The organism is Pseudoalteromonas sp. SR45-6, from assembly GCF_014163545.1.
In the GTDB taxonomy this organism is placed as follows: domain Bacteria; phylum Pseudomonadota; class Gammaproteobacteria; order Enterobacterales; family Alteromonadaceae; genus Pseudoalteromonas; species Pseudoalteromonas rhizosphaerae.
Map to the genome: position 1 here is coordinate 89781 of NZ_JACJDM010000005.1, position 26239 is coordinate 116019.

Here is a 26239-nt window from a genome sequence, read left to right on the forward strand (position 1 = left end):
TTAATGTCACGATTTTTTATCGACCGGCCTATCTTTGCATGGGTACTGGCCATTATTGTTATGTTGGCGGGTATACTTGCAATTAAAGCGCTACCTATTGCTCAGTATCCGTCTATTGCGCCTCCGGCAATTAGTGTTCAAGCTAATTATCCAGGTGCTTCTGCACGTACGTTAGAAGATACTGTTACGCAGGTTATTGAACAAAAGATGAAAGGATTAGATGGCTTGTTGTATATGTCATCAACCTCGGAATCAAATGGCTCGGCAACTTTAACACTAACGTTTGATGCTGATACCGACCCAGATATTGCACAAGTTCAAGTGCAAAATAAACTTGCCTTGGCAACCCCGTTATTGCCACAAGAAGTGCAACGCCAAGGTGTATCAGTAGCTAAATCTGCACGTAACTTTTTAATGGTTGTTGGTTTTGTTTCTGAAGATGGCAGCATGAATAATATCGACATTGGTGATTATGTTGCATCCAATGTGCAAGATATCGTGTCGCGCGTTGATGGCGTAGGTGAAGTGCAGTTATTTGGCTCACAGTATGCGATGCGTATCTGGTTAGACCCTAGTATGCTGCAAAAATATAAACTGACTCCTGCAGATATTAGTGCGTCTATTAGTGCTCAAAATGCGCAAGTATCGGCAGGTCAACTTGGTGCTTTACCTGCGATTTCAGGGCAGCAGCTTAATGCCACTGTGACTGCGCAAAGTCGCTTACAAACACCAGAACAATTTCGCAATATTTTTGTCAAAAACAATGAGGATGGTTCTGTAGTTCGCTTAGGCGATGTCGCAAAAGTCGAACTTGGCGGTGAAAGCTACGGTGTTGTGGCGCGCTTTAATGGTAAACCAGCGTCAGGTTTAGGTATTAAACTTGCCAGTGGTGCAAACGCTCTTGATACTGCTGCGGGTGTTAAAACTGCATTGGCTGAACTAGAGCCTTTTTTCCCTGAAGGGTTAGCCTCTGTTATTCCTTATGACACCACTCCGTTTGTATCATTATCAATTGAAAAAGTAGTGAGTACATTAATCGAAGCCGTGGTGTTAGTGTTTTTAGTTATGTACTTGTTTTTACAAAACTTTAGAGCAACTCTAATTCCTACCATTGCAGTGCCTGTGGTTTTATTGGGTACATTTGCTGTGCTGCAAGTACTCGGTTATTCAATTAATACCTTGACCATGTTTGCTATGGTACTGGCCATTGGCTTGTTAGTTGATGATGCCATCGTGGTGGTTGAAAACGTTGAGCGGGTGATGACCGAAGAAAAACTTTCACCGCTTGAAGCTACGCGAAAATCAATGGATGAAATCAAAGGTGCACTGGTTGGTATTGCAATGGTGTTATCGGCCGTATTTATCCCAATGGCGTTCTTTGCAGGCTCTACAGGGGTTATTTATCGTCAGTTCTCCGTAACCTTAGTAACTGCTATGAGTTTATCTGTTTTAGTGGCACTTATTTTAACACCAGCACTGTGTGCAACCATGTTAAAACCGAGCCACGTACATAATAACTCATCATTTATTGGTCGCTTTTTTATGGGCTTTAACCGTGGCTTTGAAAAGACCAATACCGGCGCACAAAACTTTGTAAGCCGTATGATCAAGCAAAGTAAGCGCTATTTATTGTGTTACGGCTTAATTGTTGGCGGTATGATCTATATTTTCTCACAACTTCCTTCAGCATTTTTACCTGATGAAGACCAAGGTATTTTGTTCAATCAAGTAAGTTTACCAGCAGGAGCAACCACTGAGCAGACATTAAAAGTCGTTGAGAAAATGGAAAAACATTTCCTAGAAGATCAGTCTGAAGCTGTTCGTTCTGTGTTTAGTGTAACTGGCTTTAGCTTCGCAGGCTCTGGGCAAAATGCAGCGCTTGGCTTTGTTGGTTTAAAACACTGGGATGAGCGTCAACGCGATGATTTATCGGTTGGTGCAGTTGCAGGTAAAGCTATGGGTTATTTTTCTACGATAAAAGAAGCCTTTGTTTTTGCTTTCCCACCACCTGCGGTTGTTGAGCTTGGTACTGCCAATGGCTTTACCTTGTTTTTACAAGATAGGGTTGGGCTTGGTCACGACAAATTACTCGAAGCGCGAAATATGCTACTAGGCATGGCTTCACAAAGTCCTGTATTAGCGGGCGTTCGTCCTAATGGTCAAGAAGATAAACCAGAGCTTGAACTGGATATTGATTTAGCAAAAGCGCAAGCACTTGGGCTGACCCAAGCAGATATCAATAGTACTTTGTCTACCGCGTGGGGTAGTAGCTATGTGAATGACTTTATCGACCGTGGTCGAGTAAAAAAAGTGTTTTTACAAGGTACGCCAGAGTCTCGTATGGTGCCGGAAGATTTAGATAAATGGTATGTACGTAATAGCAATGGCGATATGGTGCCATTTAGCGCGTTTGCTCAGTCTTACTGGGCGTATGGTTCGCCGCGTCTTGAACGCTATAACGGTTTTTCAGCGATGGAAATTCAAGGTGCAGCAGCGCCAGGTTACAGTACTGGTCAAGCTATGGATGAAATGGAGAAGTTGGTTAGCCAGCTACCAACTGGGTTTGCCTTTGAATGGACTGGTATTTCGTATGAAGAGCGTTTAAGTGGCGGACAAGCGCCATTATTATATGCGTTGTCGTTATTGGTGGTGTTTTTATGTCTAGCTGCATTATATGAAAGTTGGTCTGTGCCGGCAGCGGTAATGATGATTGTCCCTTTAGGCGTATTTGGCGCTGCAATGGCTGCCTTTATAGGTAATTTATCGAATGATATTTACTTACAAGTAGGCTTGTTGACTACCATAGGGCTGGCATCTAAAAATGCTATTTTGATTGTTGAATTCGCGATCCATAAAATGGATGAGGGCATGGGACTCGTGGATGCTGCAATTAACTCTGTTAAGCTACGACTACGACCAATTTTAATGACTTCTATGGCATTTATTTGTGGCGTTCTACCTTTAGCTATAGCATCAAGTGCTGGTTCTGGTGCACAAAATGCTCTAGGTATCTCAGTCATAGGTGGCACGCTCGCATCGTCAATATTGGCTGTGATATTTGTACCGTTATTCTTTGTATTAGTGCGCAGAGTTTTTCCAGGTAAACACAAAGCTGTGACACAGGAGCAACCATAATGACATTCAAAACGTTAAGCCTAGCGAGTCTAAGCGTATTCGTGCTCAGTGCTTGTCAAATGGCTCCACCGCTTGAGGATATCGTGTTGCCGGTGCCTGATAGCTACGCAATACAGAGCGAACAAGGTAATACGGCTGATTTAAGATGGCAGCAGTTTTTTGCGAATGAAAAGTTGCAACACTTGATTGAACAAACATTAGCTCATAATAAAGACCTTAAACTTGCCGCACTTAATGTGCAGCAAGTTCGTGCGCTTTATCAAATCGAAGACTCTGCCTTATATCCGTCAATCGATTTTGCTGCGTCGGGCACGCGTCAGCGCTTACCGGGAGACTTAACGTCAACCGGTAATGCACAAATTAGCGATAGCTATCAAGCTACCGTGGGGATGACCGCGTATGAGCTCGATATATGGGGCAAAATTCGTAATCAATCTGATCAAGCACTGCAAACTTTGTACGCGTCAGAGCAAACTCAAACGAGTGTAAAAATTAGCTTAATTTCTGAGTTGGTAAGTGCGTGGCTAAATTACGCTGCTGATAAAGAGCAGTTAGCGCTTGCTACGCAAACCCTAAAAAGTCAGCAGGCATCACTGGCGTTAACCGAAAAAACCTATGCACTTGGCGCGGCATCAAAGTTAACGTTGGCACAAATTGAGAGCACTGTAGCCACCGCAAAAGTTGATATTGCTAACTATCAGCGCTTGTTAAAGCGTGATAAAAATGCCCTTGATTTATTAGTCGGTCAGCCGGTTTCAGCGCAGTTGTTACCTGTTGAGAGTTTAGATGAAGTACTAAATTTCCCGACCGTGCCTGTAGGCTTACCATCCGAGTTACTTGAGCAACGTCCTGATATTAAAGCAGCAGAGTTTCAGTTATTAGCTGCTAACGCTAATATCGGTGTTGCGAAGGCGGCATTTTTTCCGAGCATTAGCTTAACGGCTAATGCAGGGAGTGCGTCGAGTGATCTAGATAATTTGTTTTCAAGTGGCACTGGCACTTGGAGCTTTATGCCATCGATCACGATACCGATATTTAATATGGGTCGTAATCAAGCAAACTTAGATGTTGCGCAAACTCAACAACAGATTGCGCTAACTACCTATGAACAAACGATTCAACAGGCATTTAAAGAAGTCTCTGATGCGCTTGCCGATAGGGAAGGCTATATGCAGCAGCTAAGTGCGCTTGAAGATCTGTATAACAGTAATCAAGTGTCGTTTACACTCTCTGAAGCTCGCTTTGAAAAAGGCGCCGATAGCTATTTACAAGTGCTGGATGCACAACGTAATTGGTACAGTGCAGGGCAACAACTCATTAGCGGTAAAAAAGCCTATATTACGAGCCAAATTAGTTTGTATAAAGCGGTTGGAGGCGGTTGGCAACGATCGGCTCAACAGAGTGAATAGCCGCTAGGCTGCACCACTATATAGTTTATCACTAGTTTATTAAGTTCTTTGTGGCAACTGACAAAGTTGATGTAAAAGGGCATATAAGCTAGTGATAATTATTAGGTTAAAGAAAAGCAGCGCTTTTCGGAGTTACTATGAAAGAAAAATCTAAAAGACAAACCGACCCTGCACTTGTGCAAGCACGCCGTGAGCAAGTGCTTAGTGCTGCGGCCGATTGTTTTAGACGAAAAGGCTATCATGGCGCAGGAATGGCCGAGATCTCAAAGACCGCAGGGATGAGCGCAGGACATATTTACAATTACTTTGCCAGTAAAGAAGCGATCATTGAATCGATTATAGAACAGGATATGGAAAAACTGTTCTCTATTTTTCAGGAGTATGAAGATCAACCTGGTGACTTAGTAACGATTCTACTCGATGGTTTAGACCACGCAGTGGATCATCATACTGATGTAAACCAAGGAGCACTCGATTTAGAGATGTTCGCTGAAGCTGCGCGCAACGATAAAGTGGCAGAGCAGTTGCGAAAGTCTGATTGTTACGCCAGAGAGAAAATGCGAAATCTTTTATTGAGTGAACGCAGTTTGATAAAAGACCTTAGTGCAACTGAACTTGAAAGCCGTATCGAAGTGATGTTTGCAATGATAAATGGGATCACCATACGTAAAACGCTTAATCCACATGTTGATAAAGCCACGCTATTATTAGCGCTTCGCCCGGCAATGCGGGTGTTGCTTGTACCGTTCTAATTAGAGCCGAGCCCTTAACCGCAAAGAGGTGTCGTTTAATCTTCTTTGCTGAGTTAATTTTTGGCTTAAAGCGTAATACCTTAAATTATAAGTTAAGTATATTTTAGTTTGTTCAGTAAATGATTCTTCACGGCTGGCCACTCTGATGCAATAATTGAATAAACAACAGTATCGCGAATCGATCCATCACTTGTTATTTGATGGCTGCGTAAAATACCATCTTGTTTAGCGCCTAGCCTTGCAATTGCCTTTCGCGACTTTTGATTAAAAAAGTGTGTTCTAAACTCAACTGCAATGGCATTGTGAGTATCAAATAAATACTGCAACATCAAAAGTTTACATTCAGTATTTACAGGACTTCTTCGTACAGCCTTGGCATACCATGTGTAGCCTAGTAATGCGCGCTGATGCTGTGCGTCTACGTTATAGAATCGAGTTGTGCCAACTATTTTATGGCTACTATTACACCTTACGGCGAAGGCGCTATTGCCGTTTTTGGCTTCAATAATTGCCCGCTCAACATAACTGTGCATTTGTTCTGGCGAAGGAACATTGGCATACCATAATTTCCAAGACTCTCCATCAAGCACCGCATGTTTTAATTCATCTATATGATGTAAGCTTAACACCTCAAGCGTTATAAAGTGCCCAACCAATGGCATTGGTTTTAACCACTGCATATATTTCCCTTACTCCTAAAACCATTGTTTAATATCTCAACGTTTTGTACATAGAGATGATCCTTTAAGGATTCAATGATAGCAACTTACACAGTGAATTTTACAATTAATTTGTTGATTTCAGCTATAAATCAATACCCTCAAATCCGTTCTATTGACCACTGCACCGCGATGATCGCGATGGCGAGTGAGCCTGCAGGCATCACCCATTTTTGATACCAGTGATAGTTTCTTGCCCAAATAAGGACTGGTAATGTAACTGCTAATATAGCCAGTTGGCCTATCTCTACACCTAAATTAAATGCTAGCACGCTGAGTAATTGATAGTCACTGGATAGCCCTAATTCACCTAATACACTCGCAAAGCCCATGCCATGTAATAAACCAAAGGCGAATGTGACCCAGCCTAAACGCACAACTAATGGCCAAATATTGTTAAGAGCTGCAAACAACACAGATATAGCGATCCCCAGTTCTACCCAGCGACTGTTAGGTGTAACTAATTGTATTGCAGTGGCGGTCAGAGTGATTGAATGCGCCAAAGTAAATGCGGTAACTATCCATGCGGTGTGTTTGAAGATCGTGACTTTTGATTCTACACCTTGCCATTTTGCTGATTTTTTTACTAATACACAGGTAAGCAACAATGCAATTAAAAATAAGATATGGTCAAGTCCGAGCCAAATATGCAGCACTCCTTGGTAAACATATTGATTAAAAGTGGTGAGGTAACTGCTTTTAGTAAAATCAAAAGTTTGAAGGGTATTATTTTTACTCATCACACGAGTTTGATCATTGATAGTGACAATTGCTTTATGATTGGCATCAGTATCGAAAAATGCCTGATAATGAAATGCTATGGCGCTGTGGTTGGTGTCCAGAGCTGGGCAGGATAATTGCAATTGAACAACTACATAGGGTTGATTAAAATGAGTATCAAGCTGCAACGGAGCGTCGCTGGTAAGCGTACATGCTTGCTTGTCCGCTGATGTTACTGTCAGTGAGGTCAGGACAAAATCACTTATGGCGCTATGTTTTGCATTGATCTCATGCCATGCGATAGCCCCATCTTGATTTAAATCAAACGCCACCTGTTGCTCTAAATCGGCAACGTTGATTTGCCAACTACCCGTAAAATGGCTGTCATCGGTTGCGTTTAAATTAATATAGCTGGTACTTAATTGGTGTGCTTGAGCTGTTCCTTGTAACATGAAAAATAAACACAGGTTACAAAAAAACGCAGTTACAAATGCGTTCATAAAGAGGCTCCTTGCGCACGTGTAAGTAATTGCTGATCGGCATCAAGCTTAGCTTGTTGCCAATTTATTTTTGCCCAGTATAGGGCTTTTTCTGGCTGTTTATTGATGTCTAAATAATAGTGAGCTAAATCACTGGCATGAAAACGGTCTTGACGTAATTCACGCAGCGCCACTCTTTGCGCCATTAAATTTTGCCATTGTTTCAGCGAGGTATCGTTGTAGTGTTGCTCTGCAATTGCCAAGCGCAGCAACAAGGCATCTTCTAAATTTTGTTGATCATTTACCAGTGCAGGCAAAGTGTTTAGGACTTTTTGATAATTCCCTTGCGCTAAATAAATATCTGCCCATAACACTACAAGGCTGACGGGGGCTGTTTTTAATGGCAATGACTGGATATGAGCGAGCGCTTCATCGGGTTTATTGAGTCTCAGTGCCATTTCAGCCAATACATGGCGGGTATCATCGCTTTGTTTATTACTTGTAATACTGTTCGCTAAACTTTGATAACTTTGTGCTAATTGACCGTCTTGGCTTAGTACATCAAATGTACAGGTATTAATTACATCCATTGCTGTTAGACCCAAGAGTTTTAAGCATTGTTGTTTAGCGGCTTTAAAGTCACCTTGAACCATTAGCATATTGGCGCGTAATAGATGGGTGTTAACATGGTTAGGATCGCGTTTTAGTACTGCATCGGTGATTGCTAAGGCTGCTGAAAATTGATGTTCACGTTGTAAAACGCGTGCATACATGTAGCCAATTTGTGGTGTGGGAGATTGCGCATAGCGCTGCTGTAACTGGTTTTTTAATAAGCCTTGGCGAAGCTCAGTTTGACCTACTTGTTGGCTATTTATCAGTAACGTCATTAATTCGTCTTGATTAAGGTGTGCGGTATTTATTGCGCGGGCTTTTGCGATGATCTCGTCATCTGCTGGCGTATAAGGTTCAGCCCCTGCATTAACTGAGATCAATAAACAAAGGTAAGTAAAAGCACGGGTGATCATAGCATTCTCCTTAAAAAGGCCATCCATGGCCTGCAAGTATTATTGTGTGATTTAGTTGTTACCTAACAAATCGTCAAATGTGGCATTTTCATCCGCATTTGTGAATGTACGGCCGTTCACACTCAGTGGCTTATCGGTAGCCGCTTGGTTAAATGCTGCACGGCCTAGTAGTGCAAAATCGACTTCAAGTGCTTCAATAGTGATATCAACCATCGCAGTAACTTGGCTGTTTACCCCATCACTGACTGCAAAGGTAAAGCTATCAGAGCCAGTAGTTTCAAGGTTCGGCGTATAGGTGTAACTACCATCACTATTAACCACTACCATGCCTAGCATTGGCTCAGTAACCAGACTGAAGGTAAGAGTATCTCCTTCAGGATCAGAACCTTGTAGCATGTCTTCAATTACAACTTCGGTTTGTGTGGTTACCATATCAGCTGTTGCTGTAGGTGCTTTATTTACCATCGGTGGTATCTCGACGGTGTTATGGTCGTCATCATTGCTACAGCCGCTGAGTGTAAGCGCAGCAAGCAATAACCCAAGATGTGATAATTTAAAATGTTGCATGAGTGTTCTCCTTATTTAGACCCTGCAAGTGGAGTTGCTAGATATGGAAAGCTTGCATCCATCATCGTAGCGTTCACTGGTGCACCATCGGTAAATGGTACGTTACCTACACTGGCATCATCAGATGTACACAGGCCTAAATCAGTATTTGTGCCATTTACTGGAATTGGGTAGCATAAGCGACCCATTACCACACGTAGCGCAATATCAACTACATCATCACCAGGACGACGGCCATTTGGGAAACCGGCTAAATCATCACCAGCAACACCAAATGCTGATTGATCTGCCTGTGCTTTAGCTGCAATTGCTGTGTTTAAACGTAACATTTCAGCACCTGTAACAGTGGCTAATTGATTAACGCCCGGGAAACCAGTTAGAAATGCAGTTACTAAGTCATTACGTGGAAAATTCGTTGGTGCAAGGGTCGCTAGATTTGCCCCTAAGGTGGTATTAACCGCATCTTTAAACAGAATATTTAAAAGCTCTGGTAAAGAAGGGTGGGTAACATAATCAATAAATTGAGCATCGTCTTTAGGCTGTGAACTTGAGAAGGTATCTTTGTCTTTTAAACCAATTACCAACTCATTAACAAGTGGATTACCTAAACGAGATACTTGAGTAAGCGCACCACCGTTTACTGCATTGTTAGCAAATTTAGCATTCGGGTTTAGAATACGCGCCTGCGGTAAGCTTGCTGTAGTCCATGTACCAATAGTGCCGTTGCCATTACCAACTACACAGCTTTTAGGTACTTCGATAGCAATTGCGGTCACATTTTTATCTGCTAAGTCATCATTATCTGCCGATTGTGTAATGCCTCCAGGGAAGCCCGCGCCATCACCTGCGCCCGGCGCACTGTCGCCTTCTACCGGCACATAGTTCACTAAGTCAAAGGTTTTGCCTAGGTTCACTACGAATGGGTCTTTACGTTGGCCAACAAATACTTTTGCCATACCGTCACAGCCTGGGATCGCTACTTGATATACAAATTGCGCTGCGTAGCTTTTATAACCATCCATTGATGAAAACGTTTTATCGCCAATATAATCAAGTGGCTTGTGGAATTCATTACTGCTGGTCATGGTATTAGTTAGCATGGTTTTGCTACCTGTACGCTGATCACCAGCGATCATCGTCATAGTGTATGATTCGCTAAAGTTAACTGCGGCATTATTGCCAGCTGCAACACCACCAACATTTTTGAGTGGTACAGCAACAGTACGTTGGTTGCCTTCAGGGCCAACGGTTAATGCAACACCTTGATTGTCATTAGGCAGCATACTTTTGAAGTTAAAGGCGAAGCTAATATCTTCAATCGCATCGCCATCGTTATCAATATGGATGCTGTAGGTTGCATCAGGATCCATGGCAAAATAGTTAGGTCCGCCATAGCCATCTTGCAATGGAATATAGTTTGCAATCAGGGTGACATAATCACCACGGCCTTGTTCATAACTGTTAAATGCATAAAAATCTGTTGAATCTAAAGTCGGGAAGCGACTGATATTTGGAGCTTCACGGTGACTTGACGCCTCTGATGGGACGCTTACTAAGGTACTACATACTACAACTGCTAATATTGAGGGAGTTAAAGCTTTCATGACTTTGTCCTTTAGTTTTAGATAGTGGTCACTACTAATACGCAAAGCAATTACCATTGGATGCAATAAAAAGTAAAAAATATTAATGGAATGTATATTTAAAATTACCTCGTTGAATTTAATGGAATAAAAAACCAGCTTTTGCTGGCTTTTTATTGCGTGTTGTTGGTTTACTTACAGTAAAATTAACTCTGTTGTGTACAGTACTTCGGTGGGGGAGCCTGTTGGTGAGCCTCCAATAGGTTCTAAACTTATGGCAAGTAATGCGATATCTTGCGCGTTGAAACGTGAGTCTTTTAATAGCGATTTAACGCCATCTTTTGGTAAAAGACCCAACGAAATAGGAGCATCTTGACCTTTTAATATCATCCACAGTTCATAATCCTTATCAGTTCTGGCGGTCAATTTGTCGCTGGCTTTTATTGATAAACCTTGTTCGTTGATATCGATAAACCATAATGGTTTTTCGCTGGCATCTTTAAACAGCGCAATTTGCTGAGTGTTTTGCCCGACAGGCGTTTGTGGCTGCCAAATAATCAAAGCTAATACGATACTTGCTGCGGTAGCAATTAACGACCACGCTTGCCAAATACTTGTTTTAGGTTGAATAACATTGTTTGGTACCACTGCTTGCTGTGGGTCAATACGCTGTGAAATTGCTTCCCAAACGTGGCTATCTGGCGGCACAGATTTGATTGAGCTGGCTAAATTATTTAAATGTTGCTCCCACATCCAGGTTGCTTCTCGAACACGATTTGATGAGAGCATTAAACGTTGAAAGCGTTTACGAGCAGAGCCTTTTAAGGTCCCTAACACGTATTCAGCCGCCAACATATCGATAAGTTTTTGATTGTCATAATTCATAACGTTAAGCACCTTTGCAACTGTTGCAGGCCGCGTCTGATCCAGCTTTTTACTGTGCCAAGCGGAGTATCAATATGATCAACTAACTCACTGTGAGTCAAGCCTTTGTAGTAGGCTAAGTGGATCGCTTGTTTTTGCTGTTCATCTAGTTGCTCTATACAATCAACGAGTTTACTTTTATCTTCGTAATCAATAGCTAAAGGTGAGTCAGTTAAATCATCTGAGATTGCAGAGTCGTCATCTAAGGATTGCTCTTTACGCACTTTGTGATAGCGCAAAGAGTCTAAGCTACGATAACGAACAATGCTGATCATCCAGCTGATCACTGTGCCTTTGGTTACTTGATAATCAGATGCATTGTGCCAAATTTTCACAAATGCATCTTGCAGCGCTTCCTCGGCATGAGCACGATTGCCTAACATTTTTAAGCTGATCGCAAACAGCTTTGCGCTTGTGGCATTATACAATTTAGCAAATGCCTGTTTATTGCCCTGCGCGGTTGCACTTAGTAGAGGTAATAATTCGTCGGTTTCCATAGAGTTCCTATTATTATTGTCAGTTAGTAAACGTATGATGATGTAAAATGGATGCAAAAAACCAACTAAATGATGGGTGCTTATCATTATTTTCATGCTTTTCCACCAGTTAGCCTAGCAGTAAAATACGGCTTATCAAGTTGCGGCGATCAGTTTTATATCTGAGACTGCAGTCCTACATTCATCGTTTAGAGAGCTGGAAATGACGCCGCAAAGCAGAATAATAGGACCTACCAAAGTTAAATACTGACGAAATTGCAAAAAATCCTGTTACTTCCAATAAATGCCTTGTTTTAGTTATGGTTAAACAGTGCATGAATGTCATACAATGGGGTAAAAGTAGACCACATAAGAGAGATTAAAATGGCCGCATTCGGTACCGTATTTATGCCGCAGATGATTCAAGCACGTTTTACTGATAACGCTTGGAGCGAAAGCTCTGTTGTTCCGTCAGATAAAATTGAACTTCATGCTGGTGCACATGTTCTTCACTATTCAAGTACATGTTTTGAGGGGTTAAAAGCATTTCGCCATGAAGACGGCTCAGTCTATATTTTCCGCATGGACGCTAACATTGCCCGCATGAAACAAAGCTCGCATTTATTAAGCTTACCTGAAGTTGATGGAGCCAAGCTTGAAAAAATGATCATTGATATTGTCCGCCAGTATGCTGATGAAACGCCGTTACCACCGGGCTCTATGTATATTCGTCCAACTCATATCGGTACTGAAGCTGCCATTGGTAAAGCGGCTGTGCCGTCATTAAGTTCATTATTGTATGTGCTATTATCACCTGTGGGTGATTACTTTGCTGGTGGCGCGACTGCGTTGCGAGTATTACTAGAAGAAGATGGTATGCGCTGTGCCCCGCACATGGGTATGATCAAAAGTGGTGGTAACTACGCTAGTGCATTAGCACCCATTACGGCAGCACGCTTGCAACATCAAGCCGACCAAATTCTATTCTGCCCAGGCGGTGATGTACAAGAAACTGGTGCCGCAAACTTTATTTTAATTGATGGTAATGAAATTATTACTAAAGCGCTAGACAGCACCTTTTTACATGGCGTGACGCGCAGCAGTATTTTAACCATCGCTAAAGATTTAGGTATGACAGTATCCGAGCGCAATTTTACAGTCACTGAATTACTTGAGCGTGCTGCAAAACCGGGTACTGAAGCTGCTTTATCTGGCACTGCTGCGGTATTAACCCCAGTGGGTACTTTTATTCATAATGATAAAGAATACAAAGTGGGCAGTGGTGAAGCAGGGCCAACGACAATGCGTTTGCGCCAAGCCTTGAACGATATTCAATGGGGTAAAGCACCAGACACCCATGGCTGGTTAACCAAAATCGACGTGTAAAGTTAAACGATATGTTTTTACAAAAAAGCCTAGGTTATTTATAACCTAGGCTTTTTTATGGTCTAAGTTATTTAATAATCTATACTTTCAACTGTGTAAGTTAGCTGCACAGGTGTGTAAAAATAACGTATGTATACACAGCAAGTATCACGAAACTAATCAGCTGATATCTTAATGCTATGAAATATATATGAATATTTATTTCCATTTGATTTTTTTAGTGGCGCATAGATTGCATTTCTATTTGGGTATAACTAACGACAAAAGGAGCGTTTATGTGGGCCGCAATAAGTTACTTATTATTGGCAATTGTATTTATCATTATGGGGTGGCAGGTTAGTCCTAGCTATTTTTCGCTGCTATTCTATTGGACGGCTTTATCTTTATTACTGGTAAGCGGTGCCTATTTTTTTAATATTGCAAAAATTTTTCGTAAACGAGAAAACGGTGTTATCCCGTTTTACATTCGTTGGGCTTTCATACCTTTTTTATTGGGGGCACAAGTTTATAACGCGTGGAGCCGAAAGCACGATAAAGTACCGCCATTACAACAAATTAACGAACACTTATTTTTAGCCTGTCGCTTATTCCCTTCAGATATAGATACTTTAAAAGATAACGGTATTACCGCGATTTTAGATGTAACCTGTGAATTTGATGGACTTGAATGGTCATCAACACAAGAAAACATAAACTATTTAAATATCCCAGTGCTTGATCATCGAGTCCCAACACGTTCGCAGCTTAATCAAGCGATTAACTGGATTGCCCATCATATTAAAGATAATCGTCGTGTGGTGGTGCATTGTGCGTTGGGTCGTGGTCGTTCAGTGTTTGTGATGGCGGCTTATTTACTCAGTCAAAATAAGGAGGCTGATGTACATCAAGTGCTTGCGCAAATAAAAGAAACACGCGAAACCGCTAATTTAAATAAACACCAACTACGTCAACTAGTTAAACGCCATAGAAAGGGTGAGTTATTAATCAAAAATAAAGCGGTATTAATTGCCAATCCAGTTTCCGGCACTAAGTTATGGCAGCAAAAAGAGCATTTAATTGTTGCGCGTTTATCTGCTTATTATAACTTAAAAGTGATGATCACATCAGTCGAGAAAAATGGGATTGTGTTGGCCAAACAAGCGATAGCTGATAAGCCAGATATGATCATCGCCTGCGGCGGCGATGGCACCGTGGCAGAAGTGGCAAGTGTTTTGGTAAACACAGACTGTAAATTAGGTATTATCCCATTTGGCACGGCCAATGCTCTAGCACATGTGTTAATGGGAATTAAGTCAAAGTTGATCCCTGTGGAAGTAGCATGTGATTTGATTATTGAAGGGCAAACCAAGCAAATGGATACAGCATATTGCAATGGTGAGTTAATGCTGCTGTTAGCAGGGATTGGCTTTGAACAACACATGATTGAAAAAGCCGATCGGGATACTAAAAATGAGCTTGGTCAGTTCGCATATTTACAGGGCTTCTGGCAAGCTTTAGGCGAACAAAAAGCCCAAGATTTCACCGTACAGCTAGATGATAACGAGCCGCAGCAAATACATACCAATAGTTTAATTGTCGCTAATGCTGCACCTTTTACTACTTTACTAGCGCAAGGTGGGGGACAGCCAGATCATTACGATGGCTTGCTCGATGTTAATTGGCTCACTCCAAACCAAGACGCATCAGCCAATGTATTAAGTATTGCTGAGCTGGTATTTAGCAGTATTACCCAAGCACATTTTGCGATTAATTCACATCATACCAATGCGCGCCGCGTTGCAATATCGGCGACTCAGGAAATAAAATATGTACTTGATGGTGAAGTTAAAAGTGCTGATAAATTGATCATTGAAATTACTCCGCAATCACTGGCGGTGATCTGTGCAGAGCAGGTCGAGTAACTGAACTTGTTGCGCGTTATAAGCTATAACGCGCAATGGCTGTTACTTCTTTTTAATACTAGGCCACACAAAACCGCTGTTTTGCGGTTGTGCATCGACACAGTTATCGAGGTATAACTGCTCGACCTTGGTACGCGCCCAAGGTGTTTTACGTAAAAATTTAAGGCTCGATTTTACACTTGGGTCAGATTTAAAACAGCGAATATCAACATGCTCACCCATTGCTTTCCAGCCAAGTGTTTGCTCGAGTTTTACTACTATTTGTTCGAGTGTAATGCCATGTAACGGGTTGTTTGCTTGCTGATTCATAAGTCACTATTGCTTGATAAAAGTCGCTGCTATTGTAACGTAACTGTGCGTTGATACCAATTCTATTAATTAACGCGAATTGTTTTAGGGGCGGTTGGGTAAATAATTTCATTTTGCTCGTTGAGCATTAACCAATTTAACGCGCTATTATTGTGATGAGGGTTTTTTGCTGCACAGATCACCCGCACATTAGCCATTAAAATAATCGCACCTTCACTGTAGCGTTGATCTTCAAACCAACATAGTTGCTGCTCGCTAACTTTATTTTTTGCGTCAAGAAACAAGGCTGGTTTTTGATTATTACTGAAACTATTAGCCGAGTAAATTACACTGATAAAACAGATGCCTATAATCGTTATAATTCGCATATTTAGCCTTTGCATTAAAAAATAACTACACTAAGCTTATACCTAAGTTACCCCAAAATACTAGTTTCAGTTGCAATTAAATGCGTTTAAACCAGCCCACTTAGGGTTTTAGGGTGACTTGGCCATAAAATGTGTTAGGGTAAAATCCACAAAAATAATTTTCTAAAGACAAGGTGAACACATGCAATTTAAACAAACGATGATTGACGAATTTACACTGTTAGCAAAATTTCCATTAACCAGTAAAATGCAAGGTATTAAGTTACATAGTGATGCTGATGAAAGCTTATTAAGCGCGGCACAACGATTGTTTGATAAAGGTATTATAGATAGCCCAGATGGCGGTTACTTAACCGATCTGGGCTTAGATCTGATAGAGCACGTAACCGTGCTACACAGTGCGTTGGGTAATTAAAAAATATCAGGCTGCATCCGGTTGGTTTTGTGGTGCAGCATCAATAAATGCATCAAGCTTGTTACAACGTTCATAAATGGCTGCTATTTTCGGATACGCAGTCATATCGACGTTAAAACGATAAGCATTAAATACTTGCGGCACTAAACACACATCAGCAAGGCTAGGTTTATCACCCACACAATATTCATTTGTATGATCAAGTAGCTGTTCAATTTTTTCAAAACCAACCTCTACCCAATGACGATACCAGGTATTTTTGATTGCATCGTCAGCACCAAGTTCACCACTTAAATATTTCAGTACCCGTAGGTTATCAATAGGATGAATATCGCAGGCAATGGCATAACATAAATTACGGATCTGGGCTTTTTGCCAGGCATCACCAAATAATAGTGGTGTGTCGGGGTGTGTTTCTTCAAGGTATTCTAAAATTGCCATCGATTGTGCGAGTACACCGTCATTGGTTTCCAGCGCAGGTAATAACCCTTGCGGGTTTTTATCTAGGTATTCAGGTGCTTGTTGCTCAGATTTTAGTAAGTTAACAGTTACTAACTCATGCTTAATATTTTTTAAATTAAGCGCAATACGAACGCGATATGCGGCAGATGAACGAAAATATGTATAAAGTTTCATGGTTCAATTATCCTTGTGGGCCACTGTAGTGTTTTTTAATAGTTCGCCAGCAATCAGTGTAGTTAGGTTGGCGCTCTTTGCCTTCTAATGCGTATTTTGTTGGTGAAATAACGTAACGTGATTCAAACATAAACGCGAGGGTATTTTCGTAGCGTTGCGGTTCAAGCTCTGCGTTAGAGGCCTTTTCAAATACATCAGCTTCTGGGCCATGCGGTGACATACAATTATGTAAACTCATGCCTCCTGGTACAAAGCCGTGCTCTTTGGCGTCGTACACGCCTTCAATTAAGCCCATAAATTCACTCATAATATTGCGGTGATAATAGGGTGGGCGAAAAGTGTTTTCTGCCACCATCCAGCGTGGAGGAAAAATTGCAAAATCAATATTAGCAACGCCTTCTGTGCCTGATGGTGATGTCAGTACTGTGAAAATAGACGGATCCGGATGATCAAAGCTCACTGTATTCATTACATTAAAACGTGCTAAATCATATTTATAGGGTGCACTGTTGCCCGTCCAGGCTACAACATCTAAAGGGGAGTGGCCTATATCACAGCGGAACATATTACCGTTGAACTTAGCAACCAACTCAAACTCACCTTCTTTATCTTCAAAGGCAGCAACAGGGTATTGAAAATCACGGTCGTTAGCGTAGCCGTTGGCTCCCACTGGGCCGCGCTCAGCTAACACATAAGCATGACCATAATTTTCACAGATATAACCACGAGCAGTATCACAGAGCAAAACGACTTGGAATTTAATGCCACGCGGGATCACTGCGATTTCACCCGCTTTAACCGTTAAATTACCACATTCTGTTTTCAGCAGTAACTGACCTTGCTGCGGCACAAATAACATTTCGCCGTCGGCATTATAAAAATAACGATCAGTCATTGATTTATTCGCTACATAAACATGGATGCCAATTCCTGTTTGGCCATTGGCGCTGCCGTTTGCAGCCATAGTGATCAAACCATCAATGAAATCGGTTGGCGTGGTTGGAATATCAATTGGATCCCAACGAAGCATAGTAGGTGGAGTTGGGACTTCGGTAATTGGAGCGGTGCGAATTAAACCGTTATCAATTGCGCTGTAATCACTTTGGACAACCGATGGGCGAATACGGTACATCCAAGTGCGGCGGTTATCAGCACGCGGCGCGGTAAATGCGGTGGTACTAAATTGTTCAGCGTATAAATCGTATTTTACTTTTTGCGGGCTAAACTGCCCAATAGGCAATGCGCCAGGCAGAGCTTCGGTTTCAAACTCATTGCCAAATCCTGTCATATATTTTAATTCGCTGGTCATCACTCGACTCCTTTATGTTTTACTGTAAGATACTCTCAAGTGAGACTAAATTCAAACATCATGCTTTTTGCCACTGTACATATTTATGGACACTTAAACATGATTGTAAATTAACAGGACATAGCCGTTATGGCTCTCGATTTAGAGACATTTTTACCTTATCGTCTGGCTAACTTAGCCAGTAAAATGAGTGAACAGTTTGCACCCGTGTATCAACAACAAAGTGATTTAAGCATTCCTCAGTGGCGTATTTTGTTTAATTTAGCCCAGTTTGGACAAAGCAACGCAAAAGCATTGTGCGAGCAAGCAGCAATGGATAAATCCACGGTATCGCGGGCTATTAAGGGATTGATAGATAAACACTATGTAGTGAGCTTAATCGATCCAGCAGATAAACGCGCCAGCTTGTTAGCGTTGAGTGAGCAAGGGTTGGGCTTGTATCAGCAATTAGCCTCAGCTGCTATAGCGTGGGAGAAGAATCTGTTGGATGTTTTAACTCAAGCCGAGTATCAAACCTTGCTTAGTTGTTTAGATAAGTTAACTAGTAAATTAGATGAATAAAACAAAAAGCCCATCAAAAGATGGGCTTTAAAATTAATTTAATTTGTAAGTTACCTTAGCAAATTAGAATGTGTATTTAACACCTACACGCATTTCCCAAAGTGACGGCTTAGTTTCCACACTTGCACCTGCTGGATCATTAAAGCTGGTGTAAACGTATTGACCATTAACAATTTCAGTCGTTACAGCACTTTGTAATGCACTGCCGCTTTTCAGCACGCCCCAATCGTCATTTAGCATGTTACCGATGTTTTTGATAACAAAGTATGCTGAGCCTTTTTGATCATCAGTAAAGCCCATAAATTCTTGCTCAACTTTGAAATCGAACGTAACCCACCAATCACCATCAATACTATTACGGTTATTGATTTTACCGCGAGTTAGGCCTTCGCTTTCAACCCACTCATTAAAGGCTGCTTGATCAAAGTCAGCACCATACACAACTTGGCTGTCGTCAAGTGTTGGTACATATAATAATTGCCGCGCAGCACCATTATATCCAAGAGCATAGTTATTGTTGTCATCAAAACCATAAGAATACGGCGTGGTTTGTTGAGCTTGACCAAATAAGTTGAACTTAGTCTCGTAACCATCAAATAACTCATGGCTATACGCTAAACTCATTGTAAAGCGGTGCGGAATTTCATAGTTAGATGTTGCCACACCTGGGTTTTCAGAATCAGACACCGCAACGTAATGATAGTTAGAAAATGCTACAGAGCTAGTCATCGGGTTAACATCTTTAGACACTGTATATGCATAAGAAAGAGCAAAGTCAATGCCATTATCAAATGACTTATTCATTGCAAGAGACAGAATATGCGAGTAAGCATCATCACCTTTAACATTGGTTAGCAAGAAGTCAGAACCACCATTATAAATAGGGCGACCATCTGGTGCTGTGCCAGTTTTGTTATACGATATGTTTTTAACAATGGCTGAGTCTTGCTTATCGGTATAAAGATAATCAACATTAAACACATAATCGCTTTCAGTGATATAAGTACCACCTAGTGAGAATTTCCATTCTGATGGAATCTCAAAGTTAGGATCTGTCACATTTACTGGAGCATCTGCGCCACCTTGACCTACTTTATCATATAAGCCTTGTGGAATATCGTAACCAGGTTGACCTGTGCCATTGAATGCGACAGCATCCGGACCAAGGATTTGCATATTTTTTTGATTAACTTGGACATTACGAACACCATCGTTTGAATAGCTGTTAGAAATCCATACGTTAGGGTTACCACCTGAATATAAGCCAATACCGCCGCGCAATTCTAACTGATCATTATATATCCAGTTAACACCTAAGCGTGGTTGAAGTAAGTCAACCCCATCAAGGTTTTGGCTATTCGAATAGCCATAACGGTCTTCAAAGTTTTGATTATGGGTAGGTTTATCGTTACTTGTATACCAATCATAACGAAGGCCTGCAGTAAATGTTACATCATAATCAATTAGATCAAATTTGTCTTGGAAGTATAACGTATTTAATGCGTACTTAAATTCACCTGCTGCATCGTCAGGGTTTTGACTTTCGGCATTGCCGTAATAAACGCGAGCTAGACCTTCTTCAAAATCCTTAATTGAAAAGAATTGATATTCTCCTTCCGAATGCGCTACAAATAAATTATATACATCGAGTTCTTCACGCTCATAGCCAAATGATAGCTCATGGTCTTCAAGGTAATATGTACCACCTAATTTGAGTGATAAATTATCATAACTTAATACGTTTGATTGGCGAGAATCATCTGGACCTAAGTAAACATTAACACTTCCAGTAAACACATTAAATTCACCAAAACCAGATGCTGCATCAAGTGAATTTTGACGGTTATCAAGTTTTGAATAGCCTACACGTACTTCAGTTGAGAAATCATTAGTCCAATCTGAGTATAATGACGTTACATATGACTCAAGTTTTGCGCCACGTTCATAAAAATGATTAGACAGAGATAATCTGCTTGAACCACCATCCGATTGAGCGATTGAGAAGCCATCATTGTAGTTATATACAAAGCTTGCACGATGTTCGTCGTTTATGTTCCAATCTAGTTTAACTAAGATTTTTTCATCTTCAACGGGCATGCTAGGTATCATAGTACCTGGATCATAGTTATACGTGTCTTTAGCGATTTGGGTAATATGATCTATAGTTGCTTGGTCAATTCTTTTGTTTACAAATGGCGTATATTCGAAAATCTCAGCGCCTTCAAGCTTCTCATAAGAAGTGAATAAGAATAGCTTATCTTCAATAAGAGGAAGGCCTACGTTAAAGCCGTAACGTTTTTCTGAGTAATCACCAAGCTCTTGTTTCTCGCTTTCAATTGAGTCACCTGACATTGAGTCATTGGTATAATCATAGAAGAAACCACCAGTGATTTCGTTGGTACCTGACTTTGTTACGGCGTTAATGTTACATGAAGTAAAACCACCGTATTGAACATCAAATGGTGCAAGTTCTACTGCAACTTGTGCAATTGAATCAAACGAGAAAGGCATTCTTTCAGTAGGGTAACCACTTGAGTTTAAGCCAAAGTTATCGTTCATACGAACGCCGTCAACAGTTAAGCTGTTAAAACGTGGGTTACCACCGCCACAATTGATAGCACCAGCGTTTGTTTCATCGATATAGATACGTGGATCAGCGCGAATAATATCTTTTAAGTCACGGTTAATAGCTGGTTTGTTTTCTAAATCATCTAAAGTGAAATAAGCAGCTGGACCTGTGCTGCCTGATTGAGCGCTAATTGGTGCGCCACTAACAACGATTTGTTCCATTTGTTGCGAGCGAAGTGCAACAGTTACTGGGTAAGTTTGACCAAGAGTTAAATAAACATCATCAAGTTGAGTATCTTCATATTTATCAGAATCAACAATGATTTTATATGGGCCGCCTACGCGTAAACCTTTTGTAGAAAAGTTACCTTGTTCATTTACTGTTGTTGTTTTTGTTGAACCAGAAGGTAAGTGGATAATAGTAATTTGAGTACCAGTGGCTGGGTTGCCATTTGGACCTGTGATTTGGCCTTTTACAGATGATGCAGTTTCATTTGCAAACGCTGCGCCACTTACGCCAACACAAGCTGCGATAGCAAGTGAAAGTGCTGTTTTGCGGAGTTGAATTTTCATTATTTATTTCCCGTGTAAGGTGTAATATTTTTTAGTTTTGGTATTAATTTGCTCGGATTTTCCAAGCAGCTAAATTGTACCCTATTATTTCATTACAAATAAGTTACATTGCACATAAATTTGTAATAAAAGTAGTTTAGAACAAAATTGCGGTTTTTCGAGCAATTTAGTACCCATGGGTCAATTTACTCATTAAATATGACAAAAGTATGAAACCCAGTGCTTTATGCATAAAAAAACCCGCTAAAAGCGGGTTTTACATAGAGTTAAAAATTAGAACTTGTAGCTGATACCAATCTTAGCTTGCCATGTTGATGAGCTCGTTATTTGGCTATAGTTTCTTACATCAGCTCCACCAAAGCTATTATCAATAATATAGCGTCCTTGGTCATCAAGACCACCAAAATCATAAATAGATTGGTCTGAATAGCCCAAGCTTTTTTCTATACCCCAATCGCTATTAAGTAGGTTAGCGAAATTATCAATCATAAGGTATAGCTCGCCACTATGGCCGTTAGCAAAGCCAGGGATTTCTTGTTTAATGCTGATGTCCATGGTGGTAACCCAAGGCTGCGTTCCAGTATTTTTACCGATAATGCCGCCACGTTGAGAGATACCTGCGCGATCTAAACGCTCTGCTAATTGTGCCCAATTCATTTCAGAATCAGCCCAATTGACATTCGCATCATCAGCACCCGTTGGAATATAGGCCAAATAAGCACTGCTACTAAATAAAGAACTTGTGTCACCTAAGTGAGCATCTTTATGCATATTCATTGTATAACTAAATGGACGACCAGAATGGCGTTCAAAATACATATTAAATTTAGTCGCATAACCGGCAATAAATTCAGCATTGTAGCCTAAGTTAATTTTGAAACTATGCTCAACTTCATAAAAGCCACGTGCTGCCACATCTTGATTACGATTAGCAGTAATATTGTGCTTATAGTTACCTTCGGCTTGCGACGCTGATCCAACAGAAGACTCAGTAACATCTTGATGAGCATAACTTGCAGAAACAAATAAACCGTTATCCCATTCTTTAGCAATACCAGTAGAGATAATGATAGAGCGACCATCGTCGGTTGAATTAGTCATTGCAATATCAACATTATCTTTCAATGCACCACTGTAGATGGTTTCATTAATTACACGCTCGCCGTCAGCCGCTAAACCGATAGGACGGATAGAGGTATTATGCCATACAGCTTCATTTTCTTTTTTGTGGTAAGCAATTTCGGCCTGCCATTTAAAGCCATTACCTAATAGTTCAGAATCAAATTCATATTCAAAGCCAACTTGAGCGCGAATACTTGAAGGTAACTTGAAATCAGGATCAATGTAAGCAGTACTTCCTGCGCCTTGCTCTAACGAATTTTTAATAACATCAGGGACCTGAGTGATATCTGCTGGGTTATTTTGGTAGTAGTCGTTTATTACACTATTTGGTGCAGAAACGAGGGTAATACCATCTTTTTGAAATGAGTTGTTATACCAGACATTTGGAATACCGCCTTGGAAACGACCAATTCCACCGTTAATAGTTAATGCTTCAGTTGCATAATATTTAAAGCCAACGCGAGGTAGAATAATATCTAAACCATCAAGGTTCTCTTGATTACTAAAACCATAGGTGCTTAGAAAGCTTTCATTAAGAGTCGGTTTATCATCAGATGATAAGCGCTCATAGCGAAGGCCAGCTGTCACTTCTAAGTCATCATTTAAGTAAAAGGTATCTTCAATATATAAAGCTAATTGACTACGAGTTACATCATAGGCGGTATCTGCTGAATTATTAGTGTACGCATTTTGATAAGAGAAATCATAAGCACCTACTTCGCGGTTTGCAAAATTTTCTAGACTAGTAAATTTCCATGTACCTAATGAGTTTTCAGCAAACAAGTTATATAAACGAAGTGATTCATATTGAGCACCAAAGTTTATCTCGTGCTCGTCCATTAGATAAGTTGCATCAAGTGTCAGTGTTAAGTTTTCAGTTTCAGATTTGTTCGCATGGCGATATCTATCAGTACCAAAATTAAAGTTAGGGCCCTTTCTGCCATTTTCTTCTACGGTAATGCTACCTAAGTTTGAGCGAGTAATACTGTCAGAGGTCACATCTTTATAGGCAATACCAATCTCTGTTGAAAAGTCTTCAGTCCAATCAGAATAAAGTTTAGTGGCAAAATTATTAAACTTAGTAACATATGCATATGTATTTGATTTTAAGACTACTCTATTTCCACCTTTACTCTCATTTTTCTCAGCTTGATCGTCTTGCCATTGATATGTGAAATCTAGGCGATGCTCATCACTGGCATTCCAGCTAAGTTTAACTAATAAATTTTTGTTGGTGTCTTCAGGCGCGCCTGCTAATGAATCGGTTAAACCATATTCGTCATTTAAAATAGCAATAAAACGATTGTAGCTGTCTTCTGTTATTTTAAATTCATTTGCAGCACCAGAATCCTTAAAGCCATAATCTAAATCCTGCTCACTTGACCACTGTGCGTAGTTTACAAAGTAAAATAGTTCATCTTTAATAACTGCGCCACCGACATTAAAACCAAAACGTTGTTCAGTTTGAATCGGTTTTACTTTATTCGTTGAATAAGTTTTATAACCGGCTTTATCAGTATCTTCTTCTTTAATTGTTTGAACATCGCCGGCCATATCCGGTGTAGATGTTTCATAGAAACCTGAAAATTTGAATTCATTAGTACCAGACTTCGTTACGGCGTTTATTGTACCGCCGCCAAAGTTACCTTTAGAAGCTGAAAAAGGCGATACGTCAACTGAAACTTGCTCTATTGCGTCAAGTGAAACGGGAGGTTGAGACGTCGGGTAGCCACCAAAATTTAAACCAAAGTCATCGTTTTGACCAATACCATCAACAGTTAGACCGTTAGTACGAGGGTTGCTCCCCGCAAAAGTTAACTCGCCATTACCATTGATACTTGCTAAAGGATTTAGACGGGCAATATCTTTAATGTCACGGTTAAAGCTTGGCATGTTATTGATTGTATCTTCGCCAAAGGTACTGCTTGAACCACCAGATTGCTGAATAATTTTATAGCCTGATACTTCAATTTTTTCGATGTTAGCTGCTTGAAGCTGAGAATTAAGACGATATGTATCGCCCAGTTCTAAATATATATTTTCAAGCATGGTATCGGTAAATTGGTCTGAATCAATAAACACAGTGTAAGGGCCGCCAACACGTAAACCATTGGCAATAAAGGTACCGCTTTCATTGGTTGTTAATTCGCTTACAGTGCCAGTTGGTTGGTGAATAACTTTAATTTTCACATTTGCAGCTGCAGTGCCAGAAGGTGTAGTAATTTTACCACGCATAGCGGATGAGGTATCTGCTGCCATTACGCTTGTAGAAACACCTAAGGCTAGGATCACAGCCCCAGTTAATTTCGAAAGGCGAAGCTTATTCATTTTGTTGATTCCCGTGGAAAGTTAAGGTTTATTACTTGTTTGTGTTAGCTGACATCTTAAGTGCCTTTGCTAACGGTTTTGCTGAACTATCAAATAACGTATTTAATAATCCTGCTAATCGAATACCGGCTTGTTGTAAGCGAGTTTTAATAATCGGTGTGTTTTCGTAAATGTAGCTAAAGCCAATCTCGTCATTATTTAGCTTGTATAGTTTGTCAGCTAAATTGTGTGACTCTGTTACCCATTGTTCTGGTGAACTGGCTAGGTACTCAGCAATTATTTCTGCATTATTAGTATCAATAAACTGCGCGAATTCAGTGAATGATAGGTTCTCATTTTCGATTAATTTAGTGTCCCACAATGAGTGCAGGTTGGTTGGCTGGCCAAAAAAGGTAACGTTAACACGGTTACCACCTCTGTCTTCTGCACGTCCGGCATGAAACGGCTGATGGCTATCGCCAACTAAATGAACAAGAAAGCGTAAGCTAAAACGTTTGGCATCTATTGAGCTGTTTTTGTTTTTTAGTGTATCGATGGCAAAATACATCCCTTCAAGAATGTTGCTTACATTATCTTTATTTAAATTTTCATCGTGGTTGTGAGTAAATGTAGTTGAGTTGCTTGGCGCGTTGATGTAATGCCAACGAGAAGATTTTTTTTGCCAAAAAGGACTCGGATCAGAGCGCATTTCATCAGCCCAAGTAGCAATTTGCGCTAGGCTTTGCCCTTCTAAAAGTTCTTTAAGCTCTGCTTTAGTTGCGTCTGTTATGTGATTTTCGGCAATTTTACCGACAATTCTGTGGCCATTTTGTCCCCAAGCCAATACATTTTGTGATGATAAAAGTACTGCGCCGACTAAAAGATAACTAAATCCATGTGTAATTTTGCGTAACATTTGTGTTTTCCTCAATGATCTTATTTGACAAGAGCGGCCTCTTCTATAGCGCGAATTGTCCTGATTTTGAGATAAATAG

Annotated in this window: 21 protein-coding genes; 7 read left to right on the forward strand and 14 right to left on the reverse strand. The window is 40.6% G+C overall.

Going from position 1 to position 26239, the window contains the following annotated elements:
- Positions 1 to 3 precede the first annotated feature (3 nt).
- The 3 genes from H5158_RS04085 (at position 4) to H5158_RS04095 (ending at position 5296) form a co-directional block, all read left to right on the forward strand.
- A complete protein-coding gene (locus tag H5158_RS04085; protein ID WP_182739501.1) occupies positions 4 to 3135 on the forward strand; it encodes an efflux RND transporter permease subunit in 3132 nt (1043 codons plus the stop codon).
- A complete protein-coding gene (locus H5158_RS04090; RefSeq protein ID WP_182739502.1) occupies positions 3135 to 4544 on the forward strand; it encodes an efflux transporter outer membrane subunit in 1410 nt (469 codons plus the stop codon). Before H5158_RS04085 ends, H5158_RS04090 begins: the two co-directional genes overlap by 1 nt.
- A gap of 137 nt (positions 4545 to 4681) precedes the next feature.
- The gene (locus H5158_RS04095) at positions 4682 to 5296 is read left to right on the forward strand and encodes a TetR/AcrR family transcriptional regulator (protein WP_182739503.1); all 615 of its coding nucleotides are present in this window, start codon (positions 4682 to 4684) and stop codon (positions 5294 to 5296) included.
- 92 nt (positions 5297 to 5388) lie between these two features.
- On the opposite strand, the gene H5158_RS04100 is transcribed toward H5158_RS04095, so the two are convergent.
- The 7 genes from H5158_RS04100 to H5158_RS04130 form a co-directional block, all read right to left on the reverse strand.
- The gene (locus H5158_RS04100) at positions 5389 to 5976 is read right to left on the reverse strand and encodes a GNAT family N-acetyltransferase (RefSeq protein WP_182739504.1); all 588 of its coding nucleotides are present in this window, start codon (positions 5974 to 5976) and stop codon (positions 5389 to 5391) included.
- Positions 5977 to 6116: 140 nt separating this feature from the next.
- A complete protein-coding gene (locus tag H5158_RS04105) occupies positions 6117 to 7235 on the reverse strand; it encodes a HupE/UreJ family protein (RefSeq protein ID WP_182739505.1) in 1119 nt (372 codons plus the stop codon).
- Positions 7232 to 8239 carry a hypothetical protein gene (locus H5158_RS04110; RefSeq protein ID WP_182739506.1) on the reverse strand — a complete coding sequence of 336 codons (1008 nt, stop codon included), beginning with the start codon at positions 8237 to 8239 and terminating at the stop codon, positions 7232 to 7234. Before H5158_RS04110 ends, H5158_RS04105 begins: the two co-directional genes overlap by 4 nt.
- 51 nt (positions 8240 to 8290) lie before the next feature.
- Entirely contained in the window at positions 8291 to 8806 is a 516-nt protein-coding gene (locus tag H5158_RS04115; RefSeq protein WP_149979975.1) for an Ig-like domain-containing protein, read from the reverse strand.
- An 11-nt stretch (positions 8807 to 8817) separates the two neighbouring features.
- Positions 8818 to 10410 (reverse strand): DUF4331 domain-containing protein, encoded by a 1593-nt coding sequence (locus H5158_RS04120; RefSeq protein ID WP_149979976.1) that lies wholly within the window; start codon positions 10408 to 10410, stop codon positions 8818 to 8820.
- Between the two features lie 174 nt (positions 10411 to 10584).
- Positions 10585 to 11274 carry an anti-sigma factor domain-containing protein gene (locus H5158_RS04125; protein WP_149979977.1) on the reverse strand — a complete coding sequence of 230 codons (690 nt, stop codon included), beginning with the start codon at positions 11272 to 11274 and terminating at the stop codon, positions 10585 to 10587.
- Positions 11271 to 11810, reverse strand: a complete 540-nt coding sequence (locus H5158_RS04130) for a sigma-70 family RNA polymerase sigma factor (protein ID WP_182717590.1) — start codon at positions 11808 to 11810, stop codon at positions 11271 to 11273. Before H5158_RS04130 ends, H5158_RS04125 begins: the two co-directional genes overlap by 4 nt.
- A gap of 363 nt (positions 11811 to 12173) precedes the next feature.
- On the opposite strand from H5158_RS04130, the gene H5158_RS04135 reads away from it, so the two are divergent.
- Complete coding sequence (locus tag H5158_RS04135) at positions 12174 to 13175, forward strand: branched-chain amino acid aminotransferase (protein WP_182717589.1); 1002 nt, start codon at positions 12174 to 12176, stop codon at positions 13173 to 13175.
- 275 nt (positions 13176 to 13450) lie between these two features.
- Positions 13451 to 15076, forward strand: a complete 1626-nt coding sequence (locus H5158_RS04140; RefSeq protein WP_145234378.1) for a diacylglycerol kinase family protein — start codon at positions 13451 to 13453, stop codon at positions 15074 to 15076.
- Between the two features lie 42 nt (positions 15077 to 15118).
- Here H5158_RS04140 and H5158_RS04145 read toward each other — a convergent pair whose 3' ends face one another.
- Positions 15119 to 15385 carry a VF530 family DNA-binding protein gene (locus H5158_RS04145; RefSeq protein ID WP_145234376.1) on the reverse strand — a complete coding sequence of 89 codons (267 nt, stop codon included), beginning with the start codon at positions 15383 to 15385 and terminating at the stop codon, positions 15119 to 15121.
- A gap of 65 nt (positions 15386 to 15450) precedes the next feature.
- Positions 15451 to 15753 (reverse strand): DUF1496 domain-containing protein, encoded by a 303-nt coding sequence (locus H5158_RS04150; protein ID WP_182717587.1) that lies wholly within the window; start codon positions 15751 to 15753, stop codon positions 15451 to 15453.
- Positions 15754 to 15934: 181 nt separating this feature from the next.
- Between H5158_RS04150 and H5158_RS04155 the strand changes: the two genes are divergently transcribed.
- Entirely contained in the window at positions 15935 to 16168 is a 234-nt protein-coding gene (locus H5158_RS04155) for a TIGR02647 family protein (RefSeq protein WP_145234371.1), read from the forward strand.
- Positions 16169 to 16174: 6 nt separating this feature from the next.
- Here the strand turns inward: H5158_RS04155 and maiA are convergent, their stop codons facing one another.
- Positions 16175 to 16804: a maleylacetoacetate isomerase gene (maiA, locus tag H5158_RS04160; protein ID WP_182739507.1), complete on the reverse strand. Its 630-nt coding sequence runs from the start codon at positions 16802 to 16804 to the stop codon at positions 16175 to 16177.
- Positions 16805 to 16811: 7 nt separating this feature from the next.
- Positions 16812 to 18113, reverse strand: coding sequence for a homogentisate 1,2-dioxygenase (gene hmgA, locus H5158_RS04165; protein WP_182739508.1), 1302 nt, complete (start codon positions 18111 to 18113; stop codon positions 16812 to 16814).
- A gap of 129 nt (positions 18114 to 18242) precedes the next feature.
- Here hmgA and H5158_RS04170 point away from each other — a divergent pair, with 129 nt between their 5' ends.
- A complete protein-coding gene (locus H5158_RS04170; RefSeq protein ID WP_182717584.1) occupies positions 18243 to 18674 on the forward strand; it encodes a MarR family winged helix-turn-helix transcriptional regulator in 432 nt (143 codons plus the stop codon).
- 63 nt (positions 18675 to 18737) lie between these two features.
- On the opposite strand, the gene H5158_RS04175 is transcribed toward H5158_RS04170, so the two are convergent.
- From H5158_RS04175 to H5158_RS04185, 3 genes are all read right to left on the reverse strand, one after another.
- Entirely contained in the window at positions 18738 to 21815 is a 3078-nt protein-coding gene (locus tag H5158_RS04175; protein ID WP_182739509.1) for a carboxypeptidase regulatory-like domain-containing protein, read from the reverse strand.
- 273 nt (positions 21816 to 22088) lie between these two features.
- The gene (locus H5158_RS04180; RefSeq protein WP_182717582.1) at positions 22089 to 25265 is read right to left on the reverse strand and encodes a TonB-dependent receptor; all 3177 of its coding nucleotides are present in this window, start codon (positions 25263 to 25265) and stop codon (positions 22089 to 22091) included.
- Positions 25266 to 25296: 31 nt separating this feature from the next.
- Positions 25297 to 26160 (reverse strand): S1/P1 nuclease, encoded by an 864-nt coding sequence (locus H5158_RS04185; RefSeq protein ID WP_182717581.1) that lies wholly within the window; start codon positions 26158 to 26160, stop codon positions 25297 to 25299.
- Positions 26161 to 26239: the final 79 nt, after the last annotated feature.

Bases quoted from the DNA above. Each gene is read 5' to 3' on its own strand.
- H5158_RS04085 (WP_182739501.1), top strand. From the start codon at position 4: ATGTCACGATTTTTTATCGACCGGCCTATCTTTGCATGGGTACTGGCC.
- H5158_RS04090 (WP_182739502.1), top strand. From the start codon at position 3,135: ATGACATTCAAAACGTTAAGCCTAGCGAGTCTAAGCGTATTCGTGCTC.
- H5158_RS04095 (WP_182739503.1), top strand. From the start codon at position 4,682: ATGAAAGAAAAATCTAAAAGACAAACCGACCCTGCACTTGTGCAAGCA.
- H5158_RS04100 (WP_182739504.1), bottom strand. From the start codon at position 5,976: ATGCAGTGGTTAAAACCAATGCCATTGGTTGGGCACTTTATAACGCTT.
- H5158_RS04105 (WP_182739505.1), bottom strand. From the start codon at position 7,235: ATGAACGCATTTGTAACTGCGTTTTTTTGTAACCTGTGTTTATTTTTC.
- H5158_RS04110 (WP_182739506.1), bottom strand. From the start codon at position 8,239: ATGATCACCCGTGCTTTTACTTACCTTTGTTTATTGATCTCAGTTAAT.
- H5158_RS04115 (WP_149979975.1), bottom strand. From the start codon at position 8,806: ATGCAACATTTTAAATTATCACATCTTGGGTTATTGCTTGCTGCGCTT.
- H5158_RS04120 (WP_149979976.1), bottom strand. From the start codon at position 10,410: ATGAAAGCTTTAACTCCCTCAATATTAGCAGTTGTAGTATGTAGTACC.
- H5158_RS04125 (WP_149979977.1), bottom strand. From the start codon at position 11,274: ATGAATTATGACAATCAAAAACTTATCGATATGTTGGCGGCTGAATAC.
- H5158_RS04130 (WP_182717590.1), bottom strand. From the start codon at position 11,810: ATGGAAACCGACGAATTATTACCTCTACTAAGTGCAACCGCGCAGGGC.
- H5158_RS04135 (WP_182717589.1), top strand. From the start codon at position 12,174: ATGGCCGCATTCGGTACCGTATTTATGCCGCAGATGATTCAAGCACGT.
- H5158_RS04140 (WP_145234378.1), top strand. From the start codon at position 13,451: ATGTGGGCCGCAATAAGTTACTTATTATTGGCAATTGTATTTATCATT.
- H5158_RS04145 (WP_145234376.1), bottom strand. From the start codon at position 15,385: ATGAATCAGCAAGCAAACAACCCGTTACATGGCATTACACTCGAACAA.
- H5158_RS04150 (WP_182717587.1), bottom strand. From the start codon at position 15,753: ATGCGAATTATAACGATTATAGGCATCTGTTTTATCAGTGTAATTTAC.
- H5158_RS04155 (WP_145234371.1), top strand. From the start codon at position 15,935: ATGCAATTTAAACAAACGATGATTGACGAATTTACACTGTTAGCAAAA.
- maiA (WP_182739507.1), bottom strand. From the start codon at position 16,804: ATGAAACTTTATACATATTTTCGTTCATCTGCCGCATATCGCGTTCGT.
- hmgA (WP_182739508.1), bottom strand. From the start codon at position 18,113: ATGACCAGCGAATTAAAATATATGACAGGATTTGGCAATGAGTTTGAA.
- H5158_RS04170 (WP_182717584.1), top strand. From the start codon at position 18,243: ATGGCTCTCGATTTAGAGACATTTTTACCTTATCGTCTGGCTAACTTA.
- H5158_RS04175 (WP_182739509.1), bottom strand. From the start codon at position 21,815: ATGAAAATTCAACTCCGCAAAACAGCACTTTCACTTGCTATCGCAGCT.
- H5158_RS04180 (WP_182717582.1), bottom strand. From the start codon at position 25,265: ATGAATAAGCTTCGCCTTTCGAAATTAACTGGGGCTGTGATCCTAGCC.
- H5158_RS04185 (WP_182717581.1), bottom strand. From the start codon at position 26,160: ATGTTACGCAAAATTACACATGGATTTAGTTATCTTTTAGTCGGCGCA.